We start from the raw sequence: 20,630 nt of genomic DNA on the forward strand, positions 1-20,630 counted from the left end.
ATCCTTGTGCGCCGAAACGGCGCTGCGTTCCTTACCTTATAGGATGCCCTCCGGATTCATGTCCGCATACGCGGTTACCTCGGAAAATCCCCGTTTTTTTCCGAAGGACACCAAAAGCCCCATCAGAAACCGGCGGAATTCCGCCGTGTCCCGGCATTTGAGCAGCAGCCGGTACCGGTATTTCCCCGCCACCTTGCACACCACTGCCGGCGCTGGGCCGAGCACCCGAAGCGGCAGCTTCGGGTAGTCGCGCTGGGCCACCTCTTTGAGCTCGTGCAAAAACTCCCGCGCCCCCGCCTGCACCTTTTCTTCCTCCCGGCCTACAAAGCCCACCAGGCAAAGGTCGCAGAAAGGCGGGTAAAGCATGGTTTTGCGGGAGGCGATCTCGCTTTTGTAAAAGGCGTCGTAGTCCTGCCGGGCGGCTAGGGCGATCACCGGATGGTCCGGCGTATAGGTCTGGATGACCGCGCGGCCCGCGTGTTTTCCCCGGCCCGAACGGCCCACCACCTGGGTAAAGAGAGCAAAAGCCCGCTCGTAGCTGCGGTAGTCGTCGGAAAAGAGAGATTGGTCGGCGGAGACAATCCCCACCAGGGTCACATTCTCAAAATCAAGGCCCTTGGCCACCATCTGGGTGCCGATCATAATGTCGTACTCGCCCTTGGCAAAGGAACCAAGCTTTCGTTCGTGGGAGTCCCGGGTCATGGTGGTGTCAGTGTCCAGCCGCAGGATACGCGCACCGGGCAGCCGGTCAATGAGCTCCTGCTCCACCCGCTGGGTGCCGAATCCGGAATAACGCACCTGGTCCTCCCCGCAGTGGCTGCACTTAGTGGTAAAGGGCTGCATATGGCCGCAATAGTGGCACATCATCTGTCCGTTCGCCGTGTGATAGGTCATGGAAATGCTGCAATTGGGGCAGGTGACCACCTCACCGCAGCTGCGGCAGGAGGCAAAGGTGTTATACCCCCGGCGGTTTAACAGCAGGATGGACTGCCGCCCCGCCTGTAGGTTTTCCTGAAGCTCCTCCACCAGCGGACCGCTCAACGCATTGCCGGTGCCTGGCGGCTCCAGGCGCATATCAATCACCGAGACGGCGGGGAGGTTTGCATCCCCGTACCGGGTTTCCAGCCGGTTGAGGGTATAGCGGCCGCGGCTCGCCTGATAAAAGCTTTCCAGAGATGGAGTGGCGGAAGACAGCAGCAGCAGCGCCTTGTGCCATTTCACGCGAAACTTCGCCACGTCCCTTGCGTGAAACCGCGGGGAGGACTCGGATTTGTAGGTGTGCTCCTGCTCCTCGTCCAGAATGATAAGCCCTAAGTCCTCACATGGGGCGAACACCGCCGAACGGGTCCCCACGATGACCTTGGCCTGGCCGTTTTTGATGCGCTTCCATTCGTCGAGCCGTTCACCTAAGGACAAACCGCTGTGAATCACCGCCACCTGCCCGCCGTACCGGCGGTAAAAGAGGCTCAAGGTCTGGGGTGTCAAAGAGATTTCCGGAACCATAACAAGCACCGCACGGCCCAGTTTGAGCACCTCGTCGGCCAAGCGCATAAACACCTGGGTTTTCCCCGATCCGGTTACCCCGTAAAGAAGGGAGACGCCGCCTCCCGCCTGGTACTGGGTCAGCAGCTGTTCAAAGGCCTTCTGCTGCTCGTCGGTCAGGCGGATAGACCCGGCGTCCTGGGCGGGGCGTTCCTTGACCGGGGCGCGGTAGGTTTCGTTTGCATAAAACTCCAGCACGCCCTTGCGCACTAGAGTATTCACCACCGAAACCCCGCAGGCGGCAAAGTAACAGACCTCCTTGACCGAGGCGCCGCCCGCCTGCGAAAGAAGGGTGACTACCTCCCGCTGTTTGGGCGTGAGCTTTCCTTCCAAAAGCGCCTGGGTTTCCTCGTCGGAAAGCGCCAGGCGCACCATTTTGACCGTCGCGTCCCCGATCCGGCGCACCGAATCGTCGCTGCGGGTCAAAAACCCTTTCTTTACTAACTGCTCGGGCAGGTCGCTTTCCGGGGAAAGGCCCATGATTTCCAAAAGCCGCTCCCGTTCCACATGGGCGCCGCTGTCCGCCAGGTGCTGGACGATACGGCGTTCCTCCGGGGCAAGCGTCTCCATCCGTTCCGGCGCCACGTCCGGCGCGATGGCGTAGCTCGCCACCAAACGCAGGCTCATTCCCGCCGGCAGCATGGCCTTGAGCGCGTCGAACTGAGGACAATAGGTCTTTTCCCTAAGCCACTTTCCCAGAGAAAGAAGCTCATTTGAAAGAAGCGGCGCCTTGTCAAGCACCGCTGCAATCGGTTTGATGGATTCCAATGCCGTTTCCTGCCGAACCGACAGCACGATTCCCTGCCGTTTGCGGTTGCCGCGCCCAAAGGGAACCAGCACCCGACAGCCCGGCAGGGCCGTTTCTTGCATGGACGGGGGAACCAGATAGTCATACCCCTTGTCAAAATAAATGGCCGTCTGCTCCACCGCGACCTGGGCTATCATCACCGCAGGCATATTCATACCTCCGCCTTATTGGAGCGTTTCGTCTTGAGAGTCTTTCTTCTCTTTGATGACGTATTCCCCGTGGGAGAATTCATCCACCGCAATGCTGACCGGCTTTTCGGTAAGAACGGTGCCGGCCGCCTCCGCCTCGTCGACGATTTCGCGGGCCCGTTTGGCTACCGCGATGACAAAGGAGTAACGGCTGCGGTTGTCGGAAAAAATATCATTGGGAGATGGTTTGAGCATCGTTAAGCACCTCTTCTATTATAGTACGCATGGCTTCCGTCTTAGCGTGTTCCGCCTTGAGAATGGCTTCAATCTGGTCGACCGCGTCTTCCAGCGCGTCGTTTACCACAATATACTGGTATTCCCCGGCGCAGCGGATTTCCTCTTTCCCGGTTTTCAGCCGCTGCCGGATCTTTTCCTCGCTTTCCGTTCCCCGTTCGTGCAAACGGCGGGAAAGCTCTCCAAAGGACGGAGGCATAATGAAGATGCCAACCGCGTCGGGCGCCTTTTCCTTCACCTGGCGGTAACCCTGGATATCAATCTCCAAAATCACGTCCATCCCCTCTTCCCGCCACTCCTTCACCGGTGCGGCAGGCGTGCCGTAACAGTCCCCGTTTCCGCAGCGGGCGTATTCCATGGCGCCCCCCTGCTCCACCGTCCGGTCGAACTGTTCCTTCGTAACAAAGTGGTAGGAAACTCCGTCCACCTCCCCTTCCCGGGGTACTCGGGTGGTCATGGACACCGATAGCCGAAGCTTCGGATCCCGTTCCAAAAGCCGCTTGACTACCGTTCCCTTCCCGCATCCGGATGGGCCGGACAGCACCAAGAGACATCCTTCATTCATTGTCCTCGATCTCCTCATCGTCGTCCTCGTCATGGTCGTTCACGCGGTTTGCCACCGTTTCCGGCTGCACGGCGGAAAGAATCACATGATCGCTGTCGGTGACGATTACCGCACGGGTACGCCGGCCATAGGTGGCGTCAATGAGAGTGCCCCGGTCCCGCGCGTCCTGAATGATGCGCTTAATGGGAGCAGATTCTGGACTGACAATCGCCACCAGACGGTTGGCCGATACCATATTGCCAAAGCCAATGTTAATCAATTTCATCGCTTACCGCTTTCCTTTTGCACAGCCGCGGATGTTCTTTCCCGTTCGCATGGGAACCTGCGGCTGGAGCCTATTCAATGTTCTGAATCTGTTCGCGGATTTTCTCGATCTCCGCCTTGATGTCCACCACCACCCGGGCGATTTCCACGTCCTGGGCCTTTGAACCGATGGTATTGGCTTCCCGGTTGATTTCCTGCACCAGAAAGTCGATCTTGCGGCCCACCGCTTCGCCGCTTTCGAGCATGCTGTGAAGCTGCTCGATGTGGCTGCGCAGACGGACGGTTTCTTCCGCTACCGCCGTTTTGTCCGCAAAAATAGCCGCCTCGGTCAACAGCCGCTGTTCATCCACCGTGCGGTCCTCCAGAAGCTCGCGGATGCGCTTTTCCAGCTTCTGCTCATAGGCGCGCACCGTTTGAGGAGAATGCTCCTCCACAAACGCCACCTTCTCTAAGATGGTTTGCGCCCGGGACTCCACGTCCTCCTTCATCCGCCGTCCTTCCCGTTCCCGCATGGCGATAAACTCGTCTCCCGCCTGCTGGGCCACCGACCGGACCGCCGCCCAAATCTGCTCCTCGTCCTCAGGAGCCTTATGCACGGTGAGCACGTCGGGATACCGGGAAATAAGAGACGCGGACACGTCGTTTCGCAGCTCGTACCGGTCGGCAAGCTCATTCAACGCCGCCAGGTAACCAGCCGCCAACGAATGGTTGACCACCACCTGGCAGGCGGTGGAATCCAGCGTTTCAATAGAAACATAGACATCCACTTTACCCCTGGCGATGCGGGTCTGGAAGTAAGCCTTGAGCTTTTCCTCCAGAAACCCATAAATGCGCGGAACCCGCGCGGAAAACTCATAATACCGGTGGTTGACCGACTTGATCTCCACCGTGATATCATGACCGTCGATGACCGCCTGCGCGCGGCCGTACCCTGTCATACTTCGGATCATGCATTTCACCACTTTAGTTCAATTCGCCTGTTTCTACAGAAAAGTTCCCTGCTTCTTTGGACGCAAAGCAGGGTTTCCTATCGTTTATTTTACCGTTTTTCGCCTACCCTGTCAACCGAATCTGCGAATTTTGCCGTTCTCCAGGCGGGTGAGCTTATCTTCGGAATTTATACAGGCTGCCTTTTGCGAAAAGCCGAAAGGCCCCCGGATACCTCCGGGGGCCTCGTTTTTCACTGCGATCAAACGGGATGGACCTTATTCTCCATATCCACATTCTTGTCGATGTGGTACTTTTCATTGCGCCGCTGCTCAAAGAACTTGACTGCCACCTGGCCGAACTGGGCATAGGACAGGACATCCTCCTCCTGCTCCACCCATTCGCTGCACTCGGCGCGCAGCTTGTCGAGCTCCGGCTCGAGCAGGTCGGCCGGACGGCAGGTGATCGGCTCTTCGTCGCCGATAATCTTCTTGCGGAACTGGGGATCAATCGGCACCGGGGTCGCGCCGTACTCGCCGCGCACGATGCCTTTGAATTCCTTCGTGACCATTTTATACCGCTCGCCGGTGATGACGTTGTAAACCGCCTGGGTGCCCACGATCTGGGAAGACGGAGTGACCAGCGGCGGATAGCCCGCGTCCGCGCGTACACGCGGCACTTCCTTGAGCACTTCCTCCAGCTTGTCCTCCTTGCCCGCCTGTTTGAGCTGGGAAACCAGGTTGGATAGCATGCCGCCGGGCACCTGATAAAGGAGAGCGTTTGCGTCCACGCCCAGCACCTTAGTATTCATAAGACCGCTCTTAAGGTACTTCTGGCGGAGGGTATCGAAATAAGCACGAATGCCGTCGAGCTTAACAAGATCAAGGCCGGTATCGTAAGGCGTGCCCTTGAGGGCCGCCACCATGGACTCGGTGGCCGGATGGGAGGTACCCATGGCCAGCGGGGACATGGCGGTGTCGATTACGTCCACGCCCGCCTCGATGCCCTTTAAGAGAACCATGGAGGCAAGGCCGGCGGTATAGTGGGAATGAAGCTGGATCGGGATCTTCACCGATTCCTTGAGCGCCTTGACCAGATCATAGGTGGCATAGGGCGTCAGAAGGCCGGCCATGTCCTTGATGCAGATGGAGTCCGCACCCCGCTCCTCCAGCTCCTTGGCGTATTTGACATAGTATTCGGTACTGAAAACCGGGCCGGTGGTGTAGGAAATGGCGGCTTGCAAATGAGCGCCTTCCTTCTTGGTGGCCTTGATGGCGGTTTCCAGGTTGCGCACATCGTTGAGCGCGTCGAAGATGCGAAGGATGTCGATGCCGTTTGCCACCGACTTCTGCACGAAATATTCCACCACGTCGTCCGCATAGTGGCGGTAACCGAGCATGTTCTGCCCGCGGAAGAGCATCTGCAGTTTGGTGTTGGGCGCCTTCTTGCGGATGATGCGAAGGCGTTCCCAAGGATCTTCGTTGAGAAAACGCAGGCATGCGTCAAAGGTGGCGCCGCCCCAGCATTCCAGCGAATGAAAGCCCACTGCGTCAAGCTGTTCGAGAACCGGAAGCATTTCTTCCGTCGTCATGCGGGTCGCGATCAGGGACTGATGCGCGTCGCGCAGGACGGTTTCTGTAATTCCAACCTTAGCCAAGTTGTTGCACCTCTTTCCCGAATGTTACTGGAGCGCGATCATGGGCTTGCCGGAGTCGACGCTTTCGCCCTTATTGACCATGACCGACGCCACGACGCCGTCGCGGGGAGCCATAATCTCATTTTCCATCTTCATCGCTTCCAGTACCAGCAGCACATCGCCGCTCTTGACCGAGTCGCCCGCCTTGACGTTGACGCTCAGAATGGTGCCGGGCATGGGGGCGGCGATGGTCTCGCTGCCGGAAGGCGCCGCTGCGGGAGCAGCCGGAGCTGCCGCCGGAGCCGCAGGAGCGGCGGGAGCAGGAGCAGCCGGGGCAGGAGCCGCATTGGCACCCAGTTCTTCCACCTGTACGTCGTACGCTTTTCCGTTGACCGTGACTCTCAAATTCTTCATGATAAACCACCTTTCCTCCAGCGGCTTTCCTTTTTGTTCTCATTTTAGCCCCACCCGCATTTGCCGCTGGGAAATGACGGTGGCTTTTTCACCCGGGAACCCGGATGTTTGTTACAGCTGAATGTTCGAGTGCTTCTTGGGCAGGCGGGAAACGCGCTTGCCTGCCAGCAGGTCCAGCGCCGCAATGAGGCGGGCTCTGGTCTCGCCCGGCTCGATGACCTCTTCAAGAAGGCCGGCCTTGGTCGCGTCAAAGGGAGCGGCCTTGGTATCGGCGTACTCCTGCACCAGCGCCGAGCGCTCGGTAAGCGGGTCCTTCATCGCGGCGAGCTTCTTGTTCCACATAATGGCCACCGCCGTCTCCGGCGCTAAGCCGGAAATCACCGCCTGGGGCCAGGCGTAAACCACATCGGCACCCGACGCCGTGCCCGCCATGGCGACATAAGCCGAACCGATGGCCGAGCCGGTGATGACCGAGACCTTTGCCGTGGTCGCTTCCGCGTAAGCGTGTGCCACCATGGACGCCTCCTTGATGGAAGCAAAGCCTTCGCAGTCCACAAAGGTGACCACCGGAATCGCAAAGGCGTCCGCAAACCGCACCATCCGCGCGATCTTTGCGCTGGAGGCCGCATCCAAGGCGCCTCCCTTGGTCATGGCAACCGCCACCGTCTGGCCCGCGATGCGGGCAAGGCCGGTTACCGCCTTCTCGCCTACCTTTGCCTGGAATTCCACGAAGCTGCCGCCGTCCACCGTCTGGCAGATGGGGCATGCGTCAGAATCCGGCTCGGCGGAGTCGGCCACCGGGGTGGTGGAAATGTTATTGAGAGGCAGAAGAGAGACGACCTCCTTGACCTTGGCCACCGCCTCGTCAAGGGTTTCGGTCTCCACCGAAATGACGCTCTTGGCCTTGTCCTCTTCGTTTGCAACCAGGAACAGATCGCCCTCGGCCGCCTTCACCACCACATCCGCGTCCGCCGCGATCAGGGAGAAAGCGCCCCCGCAGGGACCTGCAATGAGGGAAATCTGAGGTACGACGCCGGAAAGGTTGTTGCTCCACATGAGCAGCTCGCCGATGGCGGCAAGTGCTTCCACTCCCTCTTTGAGATAAGCGCCGTTGGAATTGAACACCCCGACAACCGGACAGCCGGTTTTCGCCGCCAGGTCATAGACCTTACGGATTTTCGCCGCCTGCTCTTTGCCGACCGCACCGCCGTTGACATCCCGGTCCTGTACGAAAACATACACCGGAGCGCCGTCCATGGCGCCGCAGCCGGTGATAACCTCAGGCGCCGTCATGCAGCCCAGTTCCGTAAAAGAGCCGGCGTCGAACAGCTTCTCGGTAAGCTTGCGGGCCGGCGTCTGCTCTTTGGACGCGCGCGCCTGCTTCAACGTGTTGAGTCCGCTTTCTAAGCTCATTCTGGTTCCTCCATTATCAGGAACATCCGCCGAAATCCCGGCATTTTGCCCCCGTTTTTCTATTCGCCTTCCTGCGAAAACTATTTTTACACCTAACTATTATAATAAATTGTATATAATTTAACAAGGTTTTCAACGGGGATTTCGGCCCGCGCAGCATCTTTGAAAGAACTGTGGTAAATTTATCACCATTTTATCCCCTATTTTGTGGAATCCAACTGACGAAAGCACTTCAAACAACGCGGCAGTTTCGCATTCCACTGTTTTTGCTCCCGCATCCATGGCAATGGAAGCCGCTGCGCGCACAAGTCCGTCCAACAGGGTTTGATCCTCGCCGAAAAAGATCGACCACAAAACCGCCCGCTCCCCTTCCCGGCTGAACACCAAGCTGCCGGTGCAGATCCCGTTTTCCACCGCTTCGAGCACGGCGAACCTTTGCTCCATAGGCATACCGTGGGTGCTTAGGAAAGTCTCCCGTCTCTCCTCATCTCTTACGGGCTGTATTTTTAGCATAGCTCTTCCTCTTTCCTTGCGTTTGTCCGGCATTTTTTCCTGCCGCCGGTTTTCCGCTCAGAAGCCGGCGCACCTCTTCGGTGGTCAGCTCCCGCCATTTGCCCGGCTGGAGCATTCCCAACCGCACCGGTCCGATGGCGATGCGCTTGAGCCGCGCCACCTCCAGCCCCAACACCTCGCACATTTTGCGGATCTGGCGGTTTCGCCCTTCGTGCAGGACGATTTCCACCACCGTGCGCCCTTCTTCCTTTTGTACCACATGAGCCTCGGCCGGAGCGGTTTTGCGCCCGTCGATGACGATGCCCTCCTGCATGCGAAGAAGCTGTTCGTCAGTGATTCCCGGGCGCACCGTCACCCGGTAGGTTTTGGGCACATGCTTGGACGGATGGGTTAAGACGTTGGCGAAATTGCCGTCGTTTGTGAGAAAAAGCATGCCTTCCGATTCCCGGTCCAGCCGTCCCACCGGGTAGACTCGTTCGGGGATGTCCTTCACCAAATCGGCCACGCACCGGCGGTCCTGCTCGTCGCTTAAGGTGGTGATATAGCCCCTGGGCTTATAAAGCATAATGTAGCGCATCGCATGCTTGTGTTCCAGACGCCTGCCATGGACTGTCACCAAATCCCTTTTGGGAATGACCTGATCCCCAATGGAGGCCTTGCGGCCGTTTACTTTGACAAAGCCGCCCGCAATCAGCTCCTCCGACTTGCGCCGGGAGGCGACCCCGCATTCGGCCATGTATTTCTGCAGCCTTACCTTTTCGATCTTCATTGCTTTCCTACTTCCTCCGATTCTTAAAACCATCCCGTTATGTACCGCCAGATTCCGGCGAAAAAGTTCCCGATCTGTTCAAAAAAGGATGGTTGCTTCTTGCTTAAAAGCACGTCGTGCTTGGCCATGAGCACCGTTTCCCCGATCTTCTGCCCATCGAGGTAATAAGACGCGATGCCCACCGCGCTGCCGGTGGAAACCGGCGCGTAGACAAAGGGAGGCAGCTCGATCTTCACCTCTACCCTGGACAGATCCCCTTGCGTCAGGGGCGCGGTCGTCAGAGGCGGGCGCTGGATGACCGCCAGCTCTTCGAGCTCCCCGCCGGTGACCTTGATTCTCTGTTCCTCAATGGCCGGGAGATTCTGCACCGTCACCTGGGAAAACCCATAGTCAAGCAAAGCCTTGTGGTCCTTCCAGTCGTCCGGATCGTTTAAGGTTACCACCAGGAGCTTGACCCCGTCCCGCTCGGCGCAGGACACCAGGCACCGGCCCGACTTCTTGGTAAATCCGGTCTTGACCCCGATGGCCCCCTCGTACTCCTTTACCAGCCGGTTGTGGTTGCTTAAGGTACAGGTTTTCACCGGGTTTTGAAACTCCACCTGGGCGATGCTCTTGCGGGCGATGTCGGAAAAAACCGGGTTTGCCATGGCTTCCCGGGCAATGAGGGCCAAATCGTACGCCGTGGTGTAATGCTGCGCATTGTCAAGCCCGGATGGGGTAACGAAGGAGGTATTCTGCGCGCCGATCTCCTTGGCCCGCTCGTTCATCAAAGCGGCGAACTCCTCGAAGCTCGGACGCACCGTCAGGGCGATGGCGTTGGCCGCGTCGTTCCCAGAGGCCAGCAGTGCCCCGGTCACAAGCCCTTCCACCGTGATCACGTCCCCGATGTGCAGCCCCATGGAGGATCCCTCCACCAAGGCCATTTCCCCGGTGACCGTCACCGGCTGGTTTAAATCGCAGTTTTCCACCGCCAGCAGCGCCGTCATGATCTTCGTGGTGCTGGCCATAGGAAGCTGTTCGCTTTCGTTTTTCGCGTAGAGAACCCGTCCGGTTTGGCATTCCATCAGGACGGCGGCCTTTGCAGAGGTGGATGGCTCCCCCTCGGCGGCCTGCGCCGGCATGCCGGAAAGGAGCGTCACCACCGCAGCCGCCGTCGCCAACCCTTTTCGGATCGTTCGTTTACACACAGCAAAACCACCTCTTCATACGTTTGAAATTTCCAGTTGGACACTTTCATTGTATGCAGGTGGTTTGCGTTTCATCATTCGGCTTTTTGAGGTTCTTTTGCTTCTTCGGCCACATTGACCGCTTTTTCTTCCGGCTTTTTCTTTTTAAAGAGAGCCGTGATCTGGTCGAAAACCTCCGGGACGATCTTTACGATATTGCTGCCCACATTGTCGGAATTCGCCACATGCAGGATCTTCGCCTCGCCGTTTGCAATGACGATAAAGGCCACAGGCGTGATGGAAATGCCCATGCCGCTGCCGCCGCCGAACAGCTCCTTTTCCGTCTTGGTCGGCAGGTCGGAGCCGCCCACGCCCAACCCGTAGCTGATTTTGGACACCGGGATCAGCGTGGTCCCGTCCTTTGCATAAATCGGATCGCCGATGACCGTATTCGCGTCCACCAGTTCCCGGATTTTCTGCATAGTGGCTTCCATCATACTTTTAATGGGATGTTCGCTCATGCTACTGCACCGCCTTTTTGTGTATTGGTTTTGGATTTCTTCGCTTTTATCATGGTAACCAAAATCCGCCAGATTAAACCAATTCCGCTGGAAATTAAGAAAAATGGGCGGATTTGAATGCGCGCATACAGATAAGCGCGGGATTTCGCTCCCTCGCGAAAGTCCGGAATGACGGAGAAGGCCTTTATCTGCATGGCCAAAAAGTTACACAGCACGCCGAAGGCGCTATACACCGCCGCGCAGGTCCGTCCGTACTGAATGCCGGTGTCCGCCGCATCCTCTCCCACCACCGTCAGGTCGATAACCACATCGTGCACATGGATGCGCGACAGTGTGGACCTGGCCGCATGGCCGGTGTGATGGGCCAGCTCCCCCAGCAGGTGCACCACAGCGGAAAGCCCCTCTTCCTTGAGGATTATCTGAAAGGCGCTTTCCTTTTTCGGCGCTTCCTCACCAGGAGGAGGTTCCTTTTTCTTCTTTTTCTCCTTTTTTGGCTTCTTTTCCTTCTGAGGCACCACCTGAAACTTCAAAAACGCATATTTGATCGTGAGGAAAAACCCTTCCTCATACCGGAAAAGCAGATGCAGCGGAAGAAACAGCAACAGAGCCAAAAATGCCACAATCCCTCCCACAATAGCCAACGCGGTCAAGGCGCACCTCCTAACTCATCCGTCCGTCTGTTCTGCCTTCATGGCTTCTTCCCCGCCAAGGCCCTCCTGCCGGTCGGGCAGGGGCGGCAGCTCGTCGAGGGAGGAAAACCCGAAGCAACGCAGAAAATCCGGCGTGGTTCCATACAACAGAGGCCGGCCGGGCAGCTCCAGCCGTCCCTTTTCTTCCAAAAGCCCCTTTGCGCACAGGCTCCCAACGACGCCCGAGCAGTCCACCCCTCTGACCTGCTCCACAAACGCCTTGGTCACCGGCTGGTTGTAGGCCACCACCGCCAGCACCTCCATGGCCGCCTGGGACAAAGGGGTGTTGCGCCGAATTTCCAGCGCCCGGCGGATGGCCTCGGCATGCTCGGTTCTTGAGCAAAGCTGGTATTCTTCCCCCAAGCGCACCACACACAGGCCGCTTTGCCGGGCGTCCAGCTCGTCGGCCAGGTTCTGTGCCACTTTGCAGACCGTTTCCTTATCCAGCTTTAGCGCCTGGGCCAGCTTTTCCGCAGAGATGGGCGTGCCGCTTGCGAACAAGAGGGCCTCCAAAGCCGCGCGCGCTTCTTTTACTTCCATTTCGTTCGTTCCTTTGCTGTGAGAGTCAGGTCCTCCACCTGCACCCCGTCGCTGACCTCCACCCGTTTGCCCCGAACCAGTTCCAAAACCGCCAGGAAGGTGGCCACCAGCTCCGACCGGCTCTGCACATGCTCGAGCAAACCGCGCATTTGCACGGTCTTCTGGCCCCAGAGCCTGCGCAGGACAAAGACAATCCTGGAAGTCACCGATACAATGGGCTTTGCCACAATAGGGGTAAAGGCCGCCTGCGGGGGCGGCAGGTGCCGCTTTCCCTTGCCGGCGGCATCCTGGTACGCGGCAAGCAGCTCCTCGGGTTTATGGGTACAGCGGTAGGTTTTGTCCACCGGGATGGGGCTTGGTTCCCGGCAGAAGAGGTCGAACCCATTGGTACGCGCCGCAAGAAGCGCGGCGATTTCCTTGGCCGTCTGGTATTCGAGCAGCTGCCCGGTCAGCTCCTTCTTGAGCTGCTCGCTTTCCTCGTGCCTGGGCAGCAGGGATACCGTTTTCATATGCACGAGCCGCGCCGCCATTTCCAGAAACTCGCTGGCCACGTCCATATCCGCTTCCTGCATGGCGGTAATGTGCGCTAAGTACTGCTCTAATAAGTCTGATACGGCGATGTCCTGAATATTCAGTTTGTTCTTCGAAATTAAGTGCAAAAGCAGGTCCAGCGGCCCTTCAAAGACCGGCAGCTTATACGATATCTTATCCATGGGCCTACAGCGCACTCATTCCGAGCAAACGGAAGGGCAGGTCGGCCACCCACAAAAGCCCATCAAAAACATGGGTCTGCACAAAGCTCAATATCCCATCAAATACCGGGGTGAACAAAACCAGGACAATAAAGACGATGGAGATAATTTGCTGGTAGCGGTAAAACCATTCCTCCACCCGGTCTGGAAGGAAAAAGCACAAAATCCGCGAGCCGTCCAGCGGCGGGATGGGAAGGAAATTAAAGACCGCCAAGCCGATGTTGATCACGGACAGCAGATACAAAAAGGTATAAATTACCGTATAAAGAGTCCCGTAATAATAATCTAGGTTCATCCTGGCAATCTCAAAATTAATCCGTAGCAGCAGCACCGCGATGAACGCCACAATCAAGTTGGAAACCGGGCCGGCCAGGGCGGTCAGCGCCATGCCGGCCTTGCGGTTTTTGAAGTTATAGGGATTGACGGGCACCGGCTTTGCCCAGCCGAACCCCACCAAAAACAGGCTCAAAGCACCAATGGGATCCAGATGGCGCATGGGATTCAAGGTCATGCGGCCGTTATACTTTCCCGTGTCGTCCCCCAGCTTGTGAGCGACGAAGGCGTGGGCGCACTCGTGAATGGGCAGAATGGCGACCACCACAAAAGCGGTGGTCAGCAGCGTCAAAACGATCTGTGTCATGTCGCCGCCCTGCAAGAGGTGAAACAGCACAAGCATCACTCCCGGTGTAAAGATAGAAAAATCGAAACTTTCTTCGACGAAACGCAGTAGATTAAGAAACAATTATAGCACAATCCAGCAATTCCCGCAATTGTTTTGGGACGATATCCGCCTTCGGCCAGAAAAAGACGGAAGCCTGCCTGTTCCAGCGCAGGAATCTTCTTTTCTCCGGCGCCGGTACACTTAGATGCGCATTCTTCCCACAGCCCGTGCCCGGCCCGGGAAAAGGAATCTGGCATGGCTTTCTAAACAGCCGGAGGTGTGAAAGCGGATCGTGGTCATCCGTTTTTCCGCTCCCACGCTAGGCGCCAAAACCGCTTTTGCTCAGAGAAATGCCGCGGAGCGTTTCACACCAGACATCGGTTCACGAAAAAAGCGCGCGCTCAAGAGAGCGCGCGCTTTTGGAACACACATGCAAACCGGAATTAATACATGCCGCCCATACCGGGGTTGGGAGCGGCCGGAACCGGGTTTTCTTCCTTCTTGTCGGCAACCAGGGACTCGGTGGTGAGCACCATAGCCGCGACGGAAGCCGCGTTCTCCATCGCGGAACGGGTGACCTTGGTCGGGTCGACGATGCCGGCGGAAATCATATCGGAATATTCTTCCTTGAGGGCGTCGTAGCCGTAGTTCACCTTGCCGCTGGAGACGATCTTATCCACAATGACCGAGCCTTCCACGCCCGCATTGGCCGCAATCTGGCGCATGGGGGCTTCCAGGGACTTCAGGACGATCTTCGCGCCCGTCTTCTCGTCGCCGTCGAGCTCGTCGACAACCTTGCTCACCGCCGGAATGGCGTTGAGCAGGGCCACGCCGCCGCCGGCTACAATGCCTTCCTCTACCGCAGCCTTGGTGGCGGAAAGGGCATCCTCAATACGCAGCTTCTTTTCCTTCATTTCGATCTCGGTAGCAGCGCCGACCTTGATGACGGCTACGCCGCCGGCCAGCTTCGCCAGACGCTCCTGGAGCTTCTCGCGGTCGAAGTCCGAAGTGGAGACCTCGATCTGGGAACGGATCTGGCCCACCCGCGCCTTGATCTCTTCGGAATTGCCGGCGCCGTCGACGATGATGGTGTTCTCCTTCTGCACCTTGACCTGACGGGCGCGGCCCAGCTGAGCCATGTCGGCGTCCTTGAGCTCCAGGCCCAGATCGGAGGAAATCACGGTGCCGCCGGTGAGGATGGCGATATCCTGGAGCATCTCCTTGCGGCGGTCGCCAAAGCCGGGAGCCTTGACGGCGACGCAGGTGAAAGTGCCGCGCAGCTTGTTGACAAGCAGCGTGGCCAGCGCTTCGCCTTCCACGTCCTCGGCGATGATGACCAGCTTCTTGCCCGACTGCACGATTTTCTCCAGCAGCGGCAGGATATCCTGGATGTTGGAAATCTTCTTATCGGTGATCAGGATGTAAGCGTCGTCGATGATCGCTTCCATCTTGTCGGTATCGGTGCACATATAGGGAGAGATGTAGCCGCGGTCAAACTGCATGCCCTCGACCACCTCGGAATAGGTCTCGGCAGTCTTGGACTCTTCCACGGTGATGACGCCGTCGGCGGAAACCTTCTCCATCGCTTCCGCAATCAGCTTGCCAATGAACTCGTCGCCAGCGGAAATGGTGGCGACGCGGGCAATGTCCTCACTGCCGGAAACCTTCTTGGAGTTGGACACAACCGCGTCAATGGCCGCCTTGGAGGCCTTCTGGATGCCGCGGCGCACGATCATGGGGTTGGCGCCGGCCGCAACGTTCTTCATACCCTCGCCGATCAGAGACTGGGCCAGAAGGGTGGCGGTGGTGGTGCCGTCGCCGGCCACGTCGTTTGTTTTGGTGGCGACTTCCTTGACCAGCTGCGCGCCCATGTTTTCAAAGGCGTCGTCAAGCTCAATTTCCTTGGCGATGGTCACGCCGTCGTTGGTGATGAGGGGGGCGCCGAACTTCTTGTCGAGCACCACGTTTCTGCCGCGGGGGCCCAGGGTGATCTTCACCGTGTCCGCCAGCTTATCGATACCGGCCTGCAACGCCTTGCGGGCGTCTACGCCGTAGAGAATTTCCTTTGCCATAATCAAATTACCTCCCGTATTTCATATCATAGAACCGAAAAAGCGATCTTATTCCACAACCGCCAGGATGTCGGACTGACGCACGATGATGACTTCCTCGCCGTCCACCTTGACCTCGGTGCCGGAATACTTGCTGGTGATGACCTTATCGCCGACCTTTACCGTCATCTGCACTTCCTTGCCGTCTACCAAACCGCCCGGACCAACGGCCAGCACAGTGGCAACCTGGGGCTTTTCCTTGGCGGAGCCGGCCAGCACGATGCCGCTCTTGGTGGTTTCCTCGGCTTCCTCCATCTTGATGACCACTCTGTCGGAAAGAGGCTTGATTGTCATTTCTATTCCTCCCTGATAAATTAATAACTCAGTTTAGCACTCTCTATCTTTGAGTGCTAAAACTATTGTAATCATATCGCTTGGAAAAATCAAGTACTATTTTTAGAAAATTTAGCACTTCACAAATTGTTTACAAACGTCCAGGCGAATCCCACAAAAAGGAAATGCCTTCCCTGCACAGTATGGCGCATTTATGCGCCGCCCATACAGCGGAAGGCATTTTTCGCTTATTTGAAATACATGTAGAGCTGGCACTTGATCATGCCGTTGTAGAGCTTGCGGCGTTTATCCGCCTTGCGGCCGAAAAGAGCCTCAAAATCCTCGTGAGGGCTGATGATATAATAACCAAACTTTTCCTTGCGGGCAAACACCTTCCCCATCTCCCGATAGAGGGTTTCCGCTTCCTTTACGTCCAGCAGCCGTTCCCCGTAGGGCGGGTTGCAGAGAATAGTGGCCTTTTCTCCGTCGTCCGAAAAGTCCCGGATGTCCCGTTTCTCCACCCGGATGCGGGAATCTACCCCGGCACGCTTGGCGTTGAGGCGGGTCAGCTCCAGGGCATGCTCGTCGATATCGTAGCCCACGGCTTCGAACTCGTTGTCCCGTATGATGCGGCTCATGGCATACTGCCGCTCCTCCTGCCAGACCTTTTGGGGAATGGCGCTCCATTTCTCCGCCGCAAAGGTCCGGTTAAGCCCCGGGGCGATGCGCATGGCGATGAGGGCGGATTCGATAAGCAGCGTCCCCGAACCGCAGAAGGGATCAATAACCCGGCTGTACCCCCGTACCCGGGCTAAGTCCGCCATCGCCGCAGCCAGGGTTTCCTTAATGGGCGCTTCGTTCGCCCGAGGGCGGTAGCCCCGCTTGTGGAGCCCTTCCCCCGAGGTATCCAGCAGGACCGAAGCCCTGTCCTTTAAAATGGAAAACTGGATTTGATGCACAGGCCCCGTCTCTTCGAACCAAGGCAGCCTATAAGCCGATTTGAGCCGTTCCACCGCCGCCTTCTTAACGATGGCCTGGCAGTCGGGTACGCTATGAAGCTTGGAGTTTAAGGACCAGCCTTTCACCGGGAAGGCGTCCTGCTTTCCAATCCACCGCTCCCAGGGCAGCGCCTTCACTCCTTCAAACAGCTCCTCAAAGGTGCGCGCCGGGAACTCGCCCAGCTGAACCTGAATGCGTTCGGCAAACCGGGAGGAAAGGTTTGCCCGGGCGAGCATGGCTTCGTCGCCGGAAAAGAGTACCTTGCCGGTATCCGGCGTTACCTCCGATGCGCCCATACGGCGCAGCTCGTCGGCCAAAACGCCCTCGATACCGAAAAGGCACGGGGCGGACATGCGAATGGAATCCATAGTGATCTCCTTTGTCTTAACACAGTGATTGTGCTCATTATACCGCAGATGTGGGCCGAAGGCAAAGAAAATTGTAAGAGCGCCTGCTTTGCCGATGTGCCGGCAAAGTAGGCCGCTCCCAATAGAAGCACAGGCCACTTCGTTTTGGCCATGCTCCTGCCGCTTTCCACCGGCGCCGCGAGTGCTGTACCTTTGAAAAGCCTTCCCGTGCCAGGCCCCAACCCCATGCGTAACGCTCAGTCTTTTCTTCCCCCAAACGAACAAAAGTCTCTCCCGGCTCTTCTAAATGCTATCGCTTTCCAGGAGCCTCGCAGAATAGATCCGCCTTCCTTTTCAAACCGCCCCTTCCCTGGTGAATGAAAACGCAAAAAGGCCGCGCCAAAAATGGCACGGCCTCTATTTTATCTTAGAAACGCCCAACCCTTCTTGTCCGGCGTTCCTTATTCCGCTTCCGGCTCCAAAAGACCATAGTCGCCGTTCTTGCGGTGGTACACGACGTTGATCTCATTGGTGTCGGCATTCCGGAACATGAAAAACTCGTGTCCAAGCAGGTTCATCTGCAAAATGGCCTCATCCACATCGAGAGGCTTAATGGGAAGACGTTTGGTGCGCACCACCTGGTAGTCCGCCTCTTCCTCCACCGGTTCGGGATACAGGTCCTCTATGGTGCTGGCATACAGCCGTTTTTCCAACCGGGTCTTGTTCTTGCGGATCTGGCGGGCCAGGGAATCCATCACCTTATCCAGCGCTTCCTCCATTTCAAAGGCGGTTTCCTCCGCGCGGTAAACCATACCGCCGCTGCGGATGGTGACCTCCACCGTCTGCCGGTTTTTCTCCAGCGTAACGGTCACGTTGGCCTGGGCCTCTTTCTCAAACAGACGGTCGAACTTGGAAAGCTTTTTTTCCACCCGCTCTTTGAAAGAATCCCTGAGGTTGACCTTTCTCCCAGTAATGGTAATGATCATAGTAACCTCCATTCCGCCGTCCCCTTAGAAGGTGCCGCAAAACGGAGCATACACATCCGCTTTCCCGTCCTTTTTCAGGGACATGCACATAAAGTATGATAAACCGGAATCGCTTCCGGAGTATCTTCGGTCCTTTGCCGAATACCGTTTCGCACATCACCCCCAAATCCGGTTTGGGTCTTTCAATGGCTTTATTATACCACAGGTTATATGAAAATAAAAGGGCTAGATTGTGATTTTTTTGTGACGTGTCACATGACAGCCGATGTTCACCGCTACGGGAAGTCCAGCGATATGGGTGGGATAGGGCTCGATCTGTACCGCGAGAGCGGTGGTATCGCCGCCGAAGCCCTGGGGACCGATGCCCAGAGCGTTGATCCGGTGCAAAAGCTCGCGCTCCATCTCGGCATAGTAAGGATCCTCATTTTGTTGGGACACGCTGCGGCACAATGCTTTCTTCGCCAGATACGCGCAGTACTCAAAGTCTCCCCCAATGCCGACCCCCACCACCATAGGCGGGCAGGGGTTGCTGGACGCCTGCTTTACCACCCCAATCACAAAATTGAGAATATCCTCTCTGGTGGCCGATGGGGTGAACATTTTTATGGCGCTCATGTTCTCGCTACCAAAGCCCTTGGGCGCGGCGGTAATGGTCACCTGATCGCCCGGGACCAGGCGCAGATGCAAGATCGCAGGCGTATTGTCGCCGGTGTTCTTCCGCTTGAGCGGGTCGCTCACCACCGAGCAACGCAGAAGGCCGTCCACATAGCCCTGGCGCACCCCTTCGTTCACCGCATCCTCCAAAAGGCCGCCCGTCAGGTGCACCTCCTGGCCCAAATCCACAAAAAGCACCGCCATCCCCGTGTCCTGGCAGATGGGGATGCGAAGCGCCTTGGCCGCCGCCAGATTCTCCACCAGGTCCTGCAGGATGCCGTTGCCCAGAGGGTCGGTCTCCTTTTTGGCACTTTCCTCGATACGGCTCACCAGATCGCAGGGGAGTTCCCGGTTTGCCTCCACAAAGAGCTGCGCCACCGCCTTGGTGATTTCCTTTACATCCAGTTCTCTCATGCCTTAGCCACAACCTTTCCATTGACCATCACGAGCCGGGGCTTCGCCGCCAGCGTCAGCGGGTCCCCGTCAAATAGAACCAAATCCGCATCCTTGCCCACCGCAATGGAGCCCACCCGATCCCCTATTCCGCAGATACGCGCCGGGACAATGGTGATCGCCCGAAGCGCCGCCTCCCGGTCCATTCCTTCCCGCACGGCAAGGCCCGCGCACAAGGGCAGGTACTGAATGGGAATGACCGGATGATCGGTGATGATGGCGGTCTCCATCCCGGCGCCGGCCAGGATACCGGGATTCGCAGGGGTCAAATCCCGCAGCTCCGGCTTGGAGCGGTCGCATAAAATCGGCCCGGCCAGCACCTGCATACCCTCGGCTTTGAGCCGCTTTGCCGCCAGGTGCCCTTGGGTGCCGTGGACGATGGTATAGTTTAAATGAAACTCCTTTGCCAGCCGGATCGCGGTAAAGATATCGTCGCACCGGTGGGCATGGAAATGCGCGGGCAATTCCCCGGTCAGCACCGGCAGGAGCGCCTCGCATTTGGCGTCGTACTCCGGCTCGTCGAGCTCCTCGTCGGCCGTCGCTTCCTCCTGCTGTTTCTGGTACCGCCGGGCTTTTGAGAGCTGCTCGCGGATGAGCGCGGCAGTGGCCATTCTGGTAACCGGCGCCTGGCTTTTGCCGTGGTAGACTGTTTTTGGGTTTTCCCCCAGGGCGAACTTCATGGCCACCGGCGCCTTGACGATCATATCGTCGATGCACATGCCGTGGGTTTTCACCGCCGCCAGCTGCCCGCCAATGGCATTGGCGCTGCCGGGGCCGGTGACCACCGTGGTCACCCCGGCTTCCACCGCCTCGGCAAAACAGTGGTCCATAGGATTAATCGCGTCAATGCCCCTTAAATGGGGAGTCACGGGGTCGGTGTCCTCGTTGCCGTCGTCTCCTTCAAATCCAAGGCCGTCTTCCCACATGCCCAAATGGGTATGCGCGTCCACAAACCCAGGATATAGATCCGCCCCGCCGCCGTCGATGGTTTCTTCGTTTGTGCTGGGGCATTCATCCATTGGGCCGAAGCCGGCGATAACCGTCCCCTTTGTACACAGCCAGCCGTTTTCAATCACAGGGCCTTCCATGGTGTGAATCCGTACCTGTTTGAGTATCAATGCCACTTCTCCTTTGCGTTGAGACTGCCGCTCCGGCCTTCCGGCTCAGAACGTTTTCATAGCAAAAAACGGGGTGGTCCACCACCC

The 20,630-nt window shown here is 57.7% G+C and carries 22 protein-coding genes; all 22 read right to left on the reverse strand.

Annotation, left to right across the window (positions count from 1 at the left end; all coding sequences use genetic code 11):
• Positions 1-36 precede the first annotated feature (36 nt).
• Complete coding sequence (priA, locus tag WMO26_RS01830) at positions 37-2,499, reverse strand: replication restart helicase PriA (RefSeq protein ID WP_349217821.1); 2,463 nt, start codon at positions 2,497-2,499, stop codon at positions 37-39.
• Between the two features lie 15 nt (positions 2,500-2,514).
• Entirely contained in the window at positions 2,515-2,733 is a 219-nt protein-coding gene (locus WMO26_RS01835) for a DNA-directed RNA polymerase subunit omega (RefSeq protein ID WP_349217822.1), read from the reverse strand.
• Entirely contained in the window at positions 2,711-3,337 is a 627-nt protein-coding gene (gmk, locus tag WMO26_RS01840; protein ID WP_349217823.1) for a guanylate kinase, read from the reverse strand. Before gmk ends, WMO26_RS01835 begins: the two co-directional genes overlap by 23 nt.
• On the reverse strand, positions 3,330-3,602 hold the full coding sequence (remA, locus tag WMO26_RS01845; protein ID WP_349217824.1) for an extracellular matrix/biofilm regulator RemA: 273 nt from the start codon (positions 3,600-3,602) through the stop codon (positions 3,330-3,332). Before remA ends, gmk begins: the two co-directional genes overlap by 8 nt.
• A 70-nt stretch (positions 3,603-3,672) precedes the next feature.
• Positions 3,673-4,551 carry a YicC/YloC family endoribonuclease gene (locus tag WMO26_RS01850; RefSeq protein ID WP_349217825.1) on the reverse strand — a complete coding sequence of 293 codons (879 nt, stop codon included), beginning with the start codon at positions 4,549-4,551 and terminating at the stop codon, positions 3,673-3,675.
• Between the two features lie 239 nt (positions 4,552-4,790).
• A complete protein-coding gene (locus WMO26_RS01855; protein ID WP_349217826.1) occupies positions 4,791-6,185 on the reverse strand; it encodes an oxaloacetate decarboxylase subunit alpha in 1,395 nt (464 codons plus the stop codon).
• A 24-nt stretch (positions 6,186-6,209) separates the two neighbouring features.
• Positions 6,210-6,578: a biotin/lipoyl-containing protein gene (locus tag WMO26_RS01860; protein WP_349217827.1), complete on the reverse strand. Its 369-nt coding sequence runs from the start codon at positions 6,576-6,578 to the stop codon at positions 6,210-6,212.
• Positions 6,579-6,689: 111 nt separating this feature from the next.
• A complete protein-coding gene (locus tag WMO26_RS01865; protein ID WP_349217828.1) occupies positions 6,690-7,991 on the reverse strand; it encodes a carboxyl transferase domain-containing protein in 1,302 nt (433 codons plus the stop codon).
• 132 nt (positions 7,992-8,123) lie between these two features.
• Positions 8,124-8,504 carry a hypothetical protein gene (locus WMO26_RS01870; protein WP_349217829.1) on the reverse strand — a complete coding sequence of 127 codons (381 nt, stop codon included), beginning with the start codon at positions 8,502-8,504 and terminating at the stop codon, positions 8,124-8,126.
• Positions 8,476-9,273, reverse strand: a complete 798-nt coding sequence (locus WMO26_RS01875; RefSeq protein WP_349217830.1) for a pseudouridine synthase — start codon at positions 9,271-9,273, stop codon at positions 8,476-8,478. The genes WMO26_RS01870 and WMO26_RS01875 overlap by 29 nt, the downstream gene beginning before the upstream one ends.
• A gap of 23 nt (positions 9,274-9,296) precedes the next feature.
• Positions 9,297-10,460 carry a D-alanyl-D-alanine carboxypeptidase family protein gene (locus WMO26_RS01880; protein ID WP_349217831.1) on the reverse strand — a complete coding sequence of 388 codons (1,164 nt, stop codon included), beginning with the start codon at positions 10,458-10,460 and terminating at the stop codon, positions 9,297-9,299.
• Between the two features lie 74 nt (positions 10,461-10,534).
• Positions 10,535-10,960: a GerW family sporulation protein gene (ytfJ, locus tag WMO26_RS01885; protein ID WP_349217832.1), complete on the reverse strand. Its 426-nt coding sequence runs from the start codon at positions 10,958-10,960 to the stop codon at positions 10,535-10,537.
• Positions 10,957-11,610 (reverse strand): DUF2953 domain-containing protein, encoded by a 654-nt coding sequence (locus WMO26_RS01890; protein ID WP_349217833.1) that lies wholly within the window; start codon positions 11,608-11,610, stop codon positions 10,957-10,959. The genes ytfJ and WMO26_RS01890 overlap by 4 nt, the downstream gene beginning before the upstream one ends.
• A 15-nt stretch (positions 11,611-11,625) precedes the next feature.
• Positions 11,626-12,189, reverse strand: coding sequence for an SMC-Scp complex subunit ScpB (gene scpB / locus WMO26_RS01895; protein ID WP_349217834.1), 564 nt, complete (start codon positions 12,187-12,189; stop codon positions 11,626-11,628).
• Complete coding sequence (locus tag WMO26_RS01900) at positions 12,180-12,902, reverse strand: segregation and condensation protein A (protein ID WP_349217835.1); 723 nt, start codon at positions 12,900-12,902, stop codon at positions 12,180-12,182. The genes scpB and WMO26_RS01900 overlap by 10 nt, the downstream gene beginning before the upstream one ends.
• A 4-nt stretch (positions 12,903-12,906) precedes the next feature.
• Positions 12,907-13,611, reverse strand: coding sequence for a site-2 protease family protein (locus WMO26_RS01905; RefSeq protein ID WP_349217836.1), 705 nt, complete (start codon positions 13,609-13,611; stop codon positions 12,907-12,909).
• Between the two features lie 434 nt (positions 13,612-14,045).
• Positions 14,046-15,674, reverse strand: coding sequence for a chaperonin GroEL (gene groL / locus WMO26_RS01910; protein WP_349217837.1), 1,629 nt, complete (start codon positions 15,672-15,674; stop codon positions 14,046-14,048).
• A gap of 48 nt (positions 15,675-15,722) precedes the next feature.
• Entirely contained in the window at positions 15,723-16,007 is a 285-nt protein-coding gene (locus WMO26_RS01915; protein ID WP_349217838.1) for a co-chaperone GroES, read from the reverse strand.
• 227 nt (positions 16,008-16,234) lie between these two features.
• Positions 16,235-17,353 (reverse strand): THUMP domain-containing class I SAM-dependent RNA methyltransferase, encoded by a 1,119-nt coding sequence (locus tag WMO26_RS01920; RefSeq protein ID WP_349217839.1) that lies wholly within the window; start codon positions 17,351-17,353, stop codon positions 16,235-16,237.
• 440 nt (positions 17,354-17,793) lie between these two features.
• The gene (gene hpf / locus WMO26_RS01925; RefSeq protein WP_494338185.1) at positions 17,794-18,330 is read right to left on the reverse strand and encodes a ribosome hibernation-promoting factor, HPF/YfiA family; all 537 of its coding nucleotides are present in this window, start codon (positions 18,328-18,330) and stop codon (positions 17,794-17,796) included.
• Between the two features lie 213 nt (positions 18,331-18,543).
• The gene (locus WMO26_RS01930; RefSeq protein WP_349217840.1) at positions 18,544-19,386 is read right to left on the reverse strand and encodes a fumarate hydratase; all 843 of its coding nucleotides are present in this window, start codon (positions 19,384-19,386) and stop codon (positions 18,544-18,546) included.
• On the reverse strand, positions 19,383-20,543 hold the full coding sequence (locus WMO26_RS01935) for an amidohydrolase (protein ID WP_349217841.1): 1,161 nt from the start codon (positions 20,541-20,543) through the stop codon (positions 19,383-19,385). The genes WMO26_RS01930 and WMO26_RS01935 overlap by 4 nt, the downstream gene beginning before the upstream one ends.
• Positions 20,544-20,630: the final 87 nt, after the last annotated feature.

Source organism: Solibaculum intestinale (assembly GCF_040096205.1).
In the GTDB taxonomy this organism is placed as follows: Bacteria; Bacillota; Clostridia; order Oscillospirales; family Acutalibacteraceae; genus Solibaculum_A; species Solibaculum_A intestinale.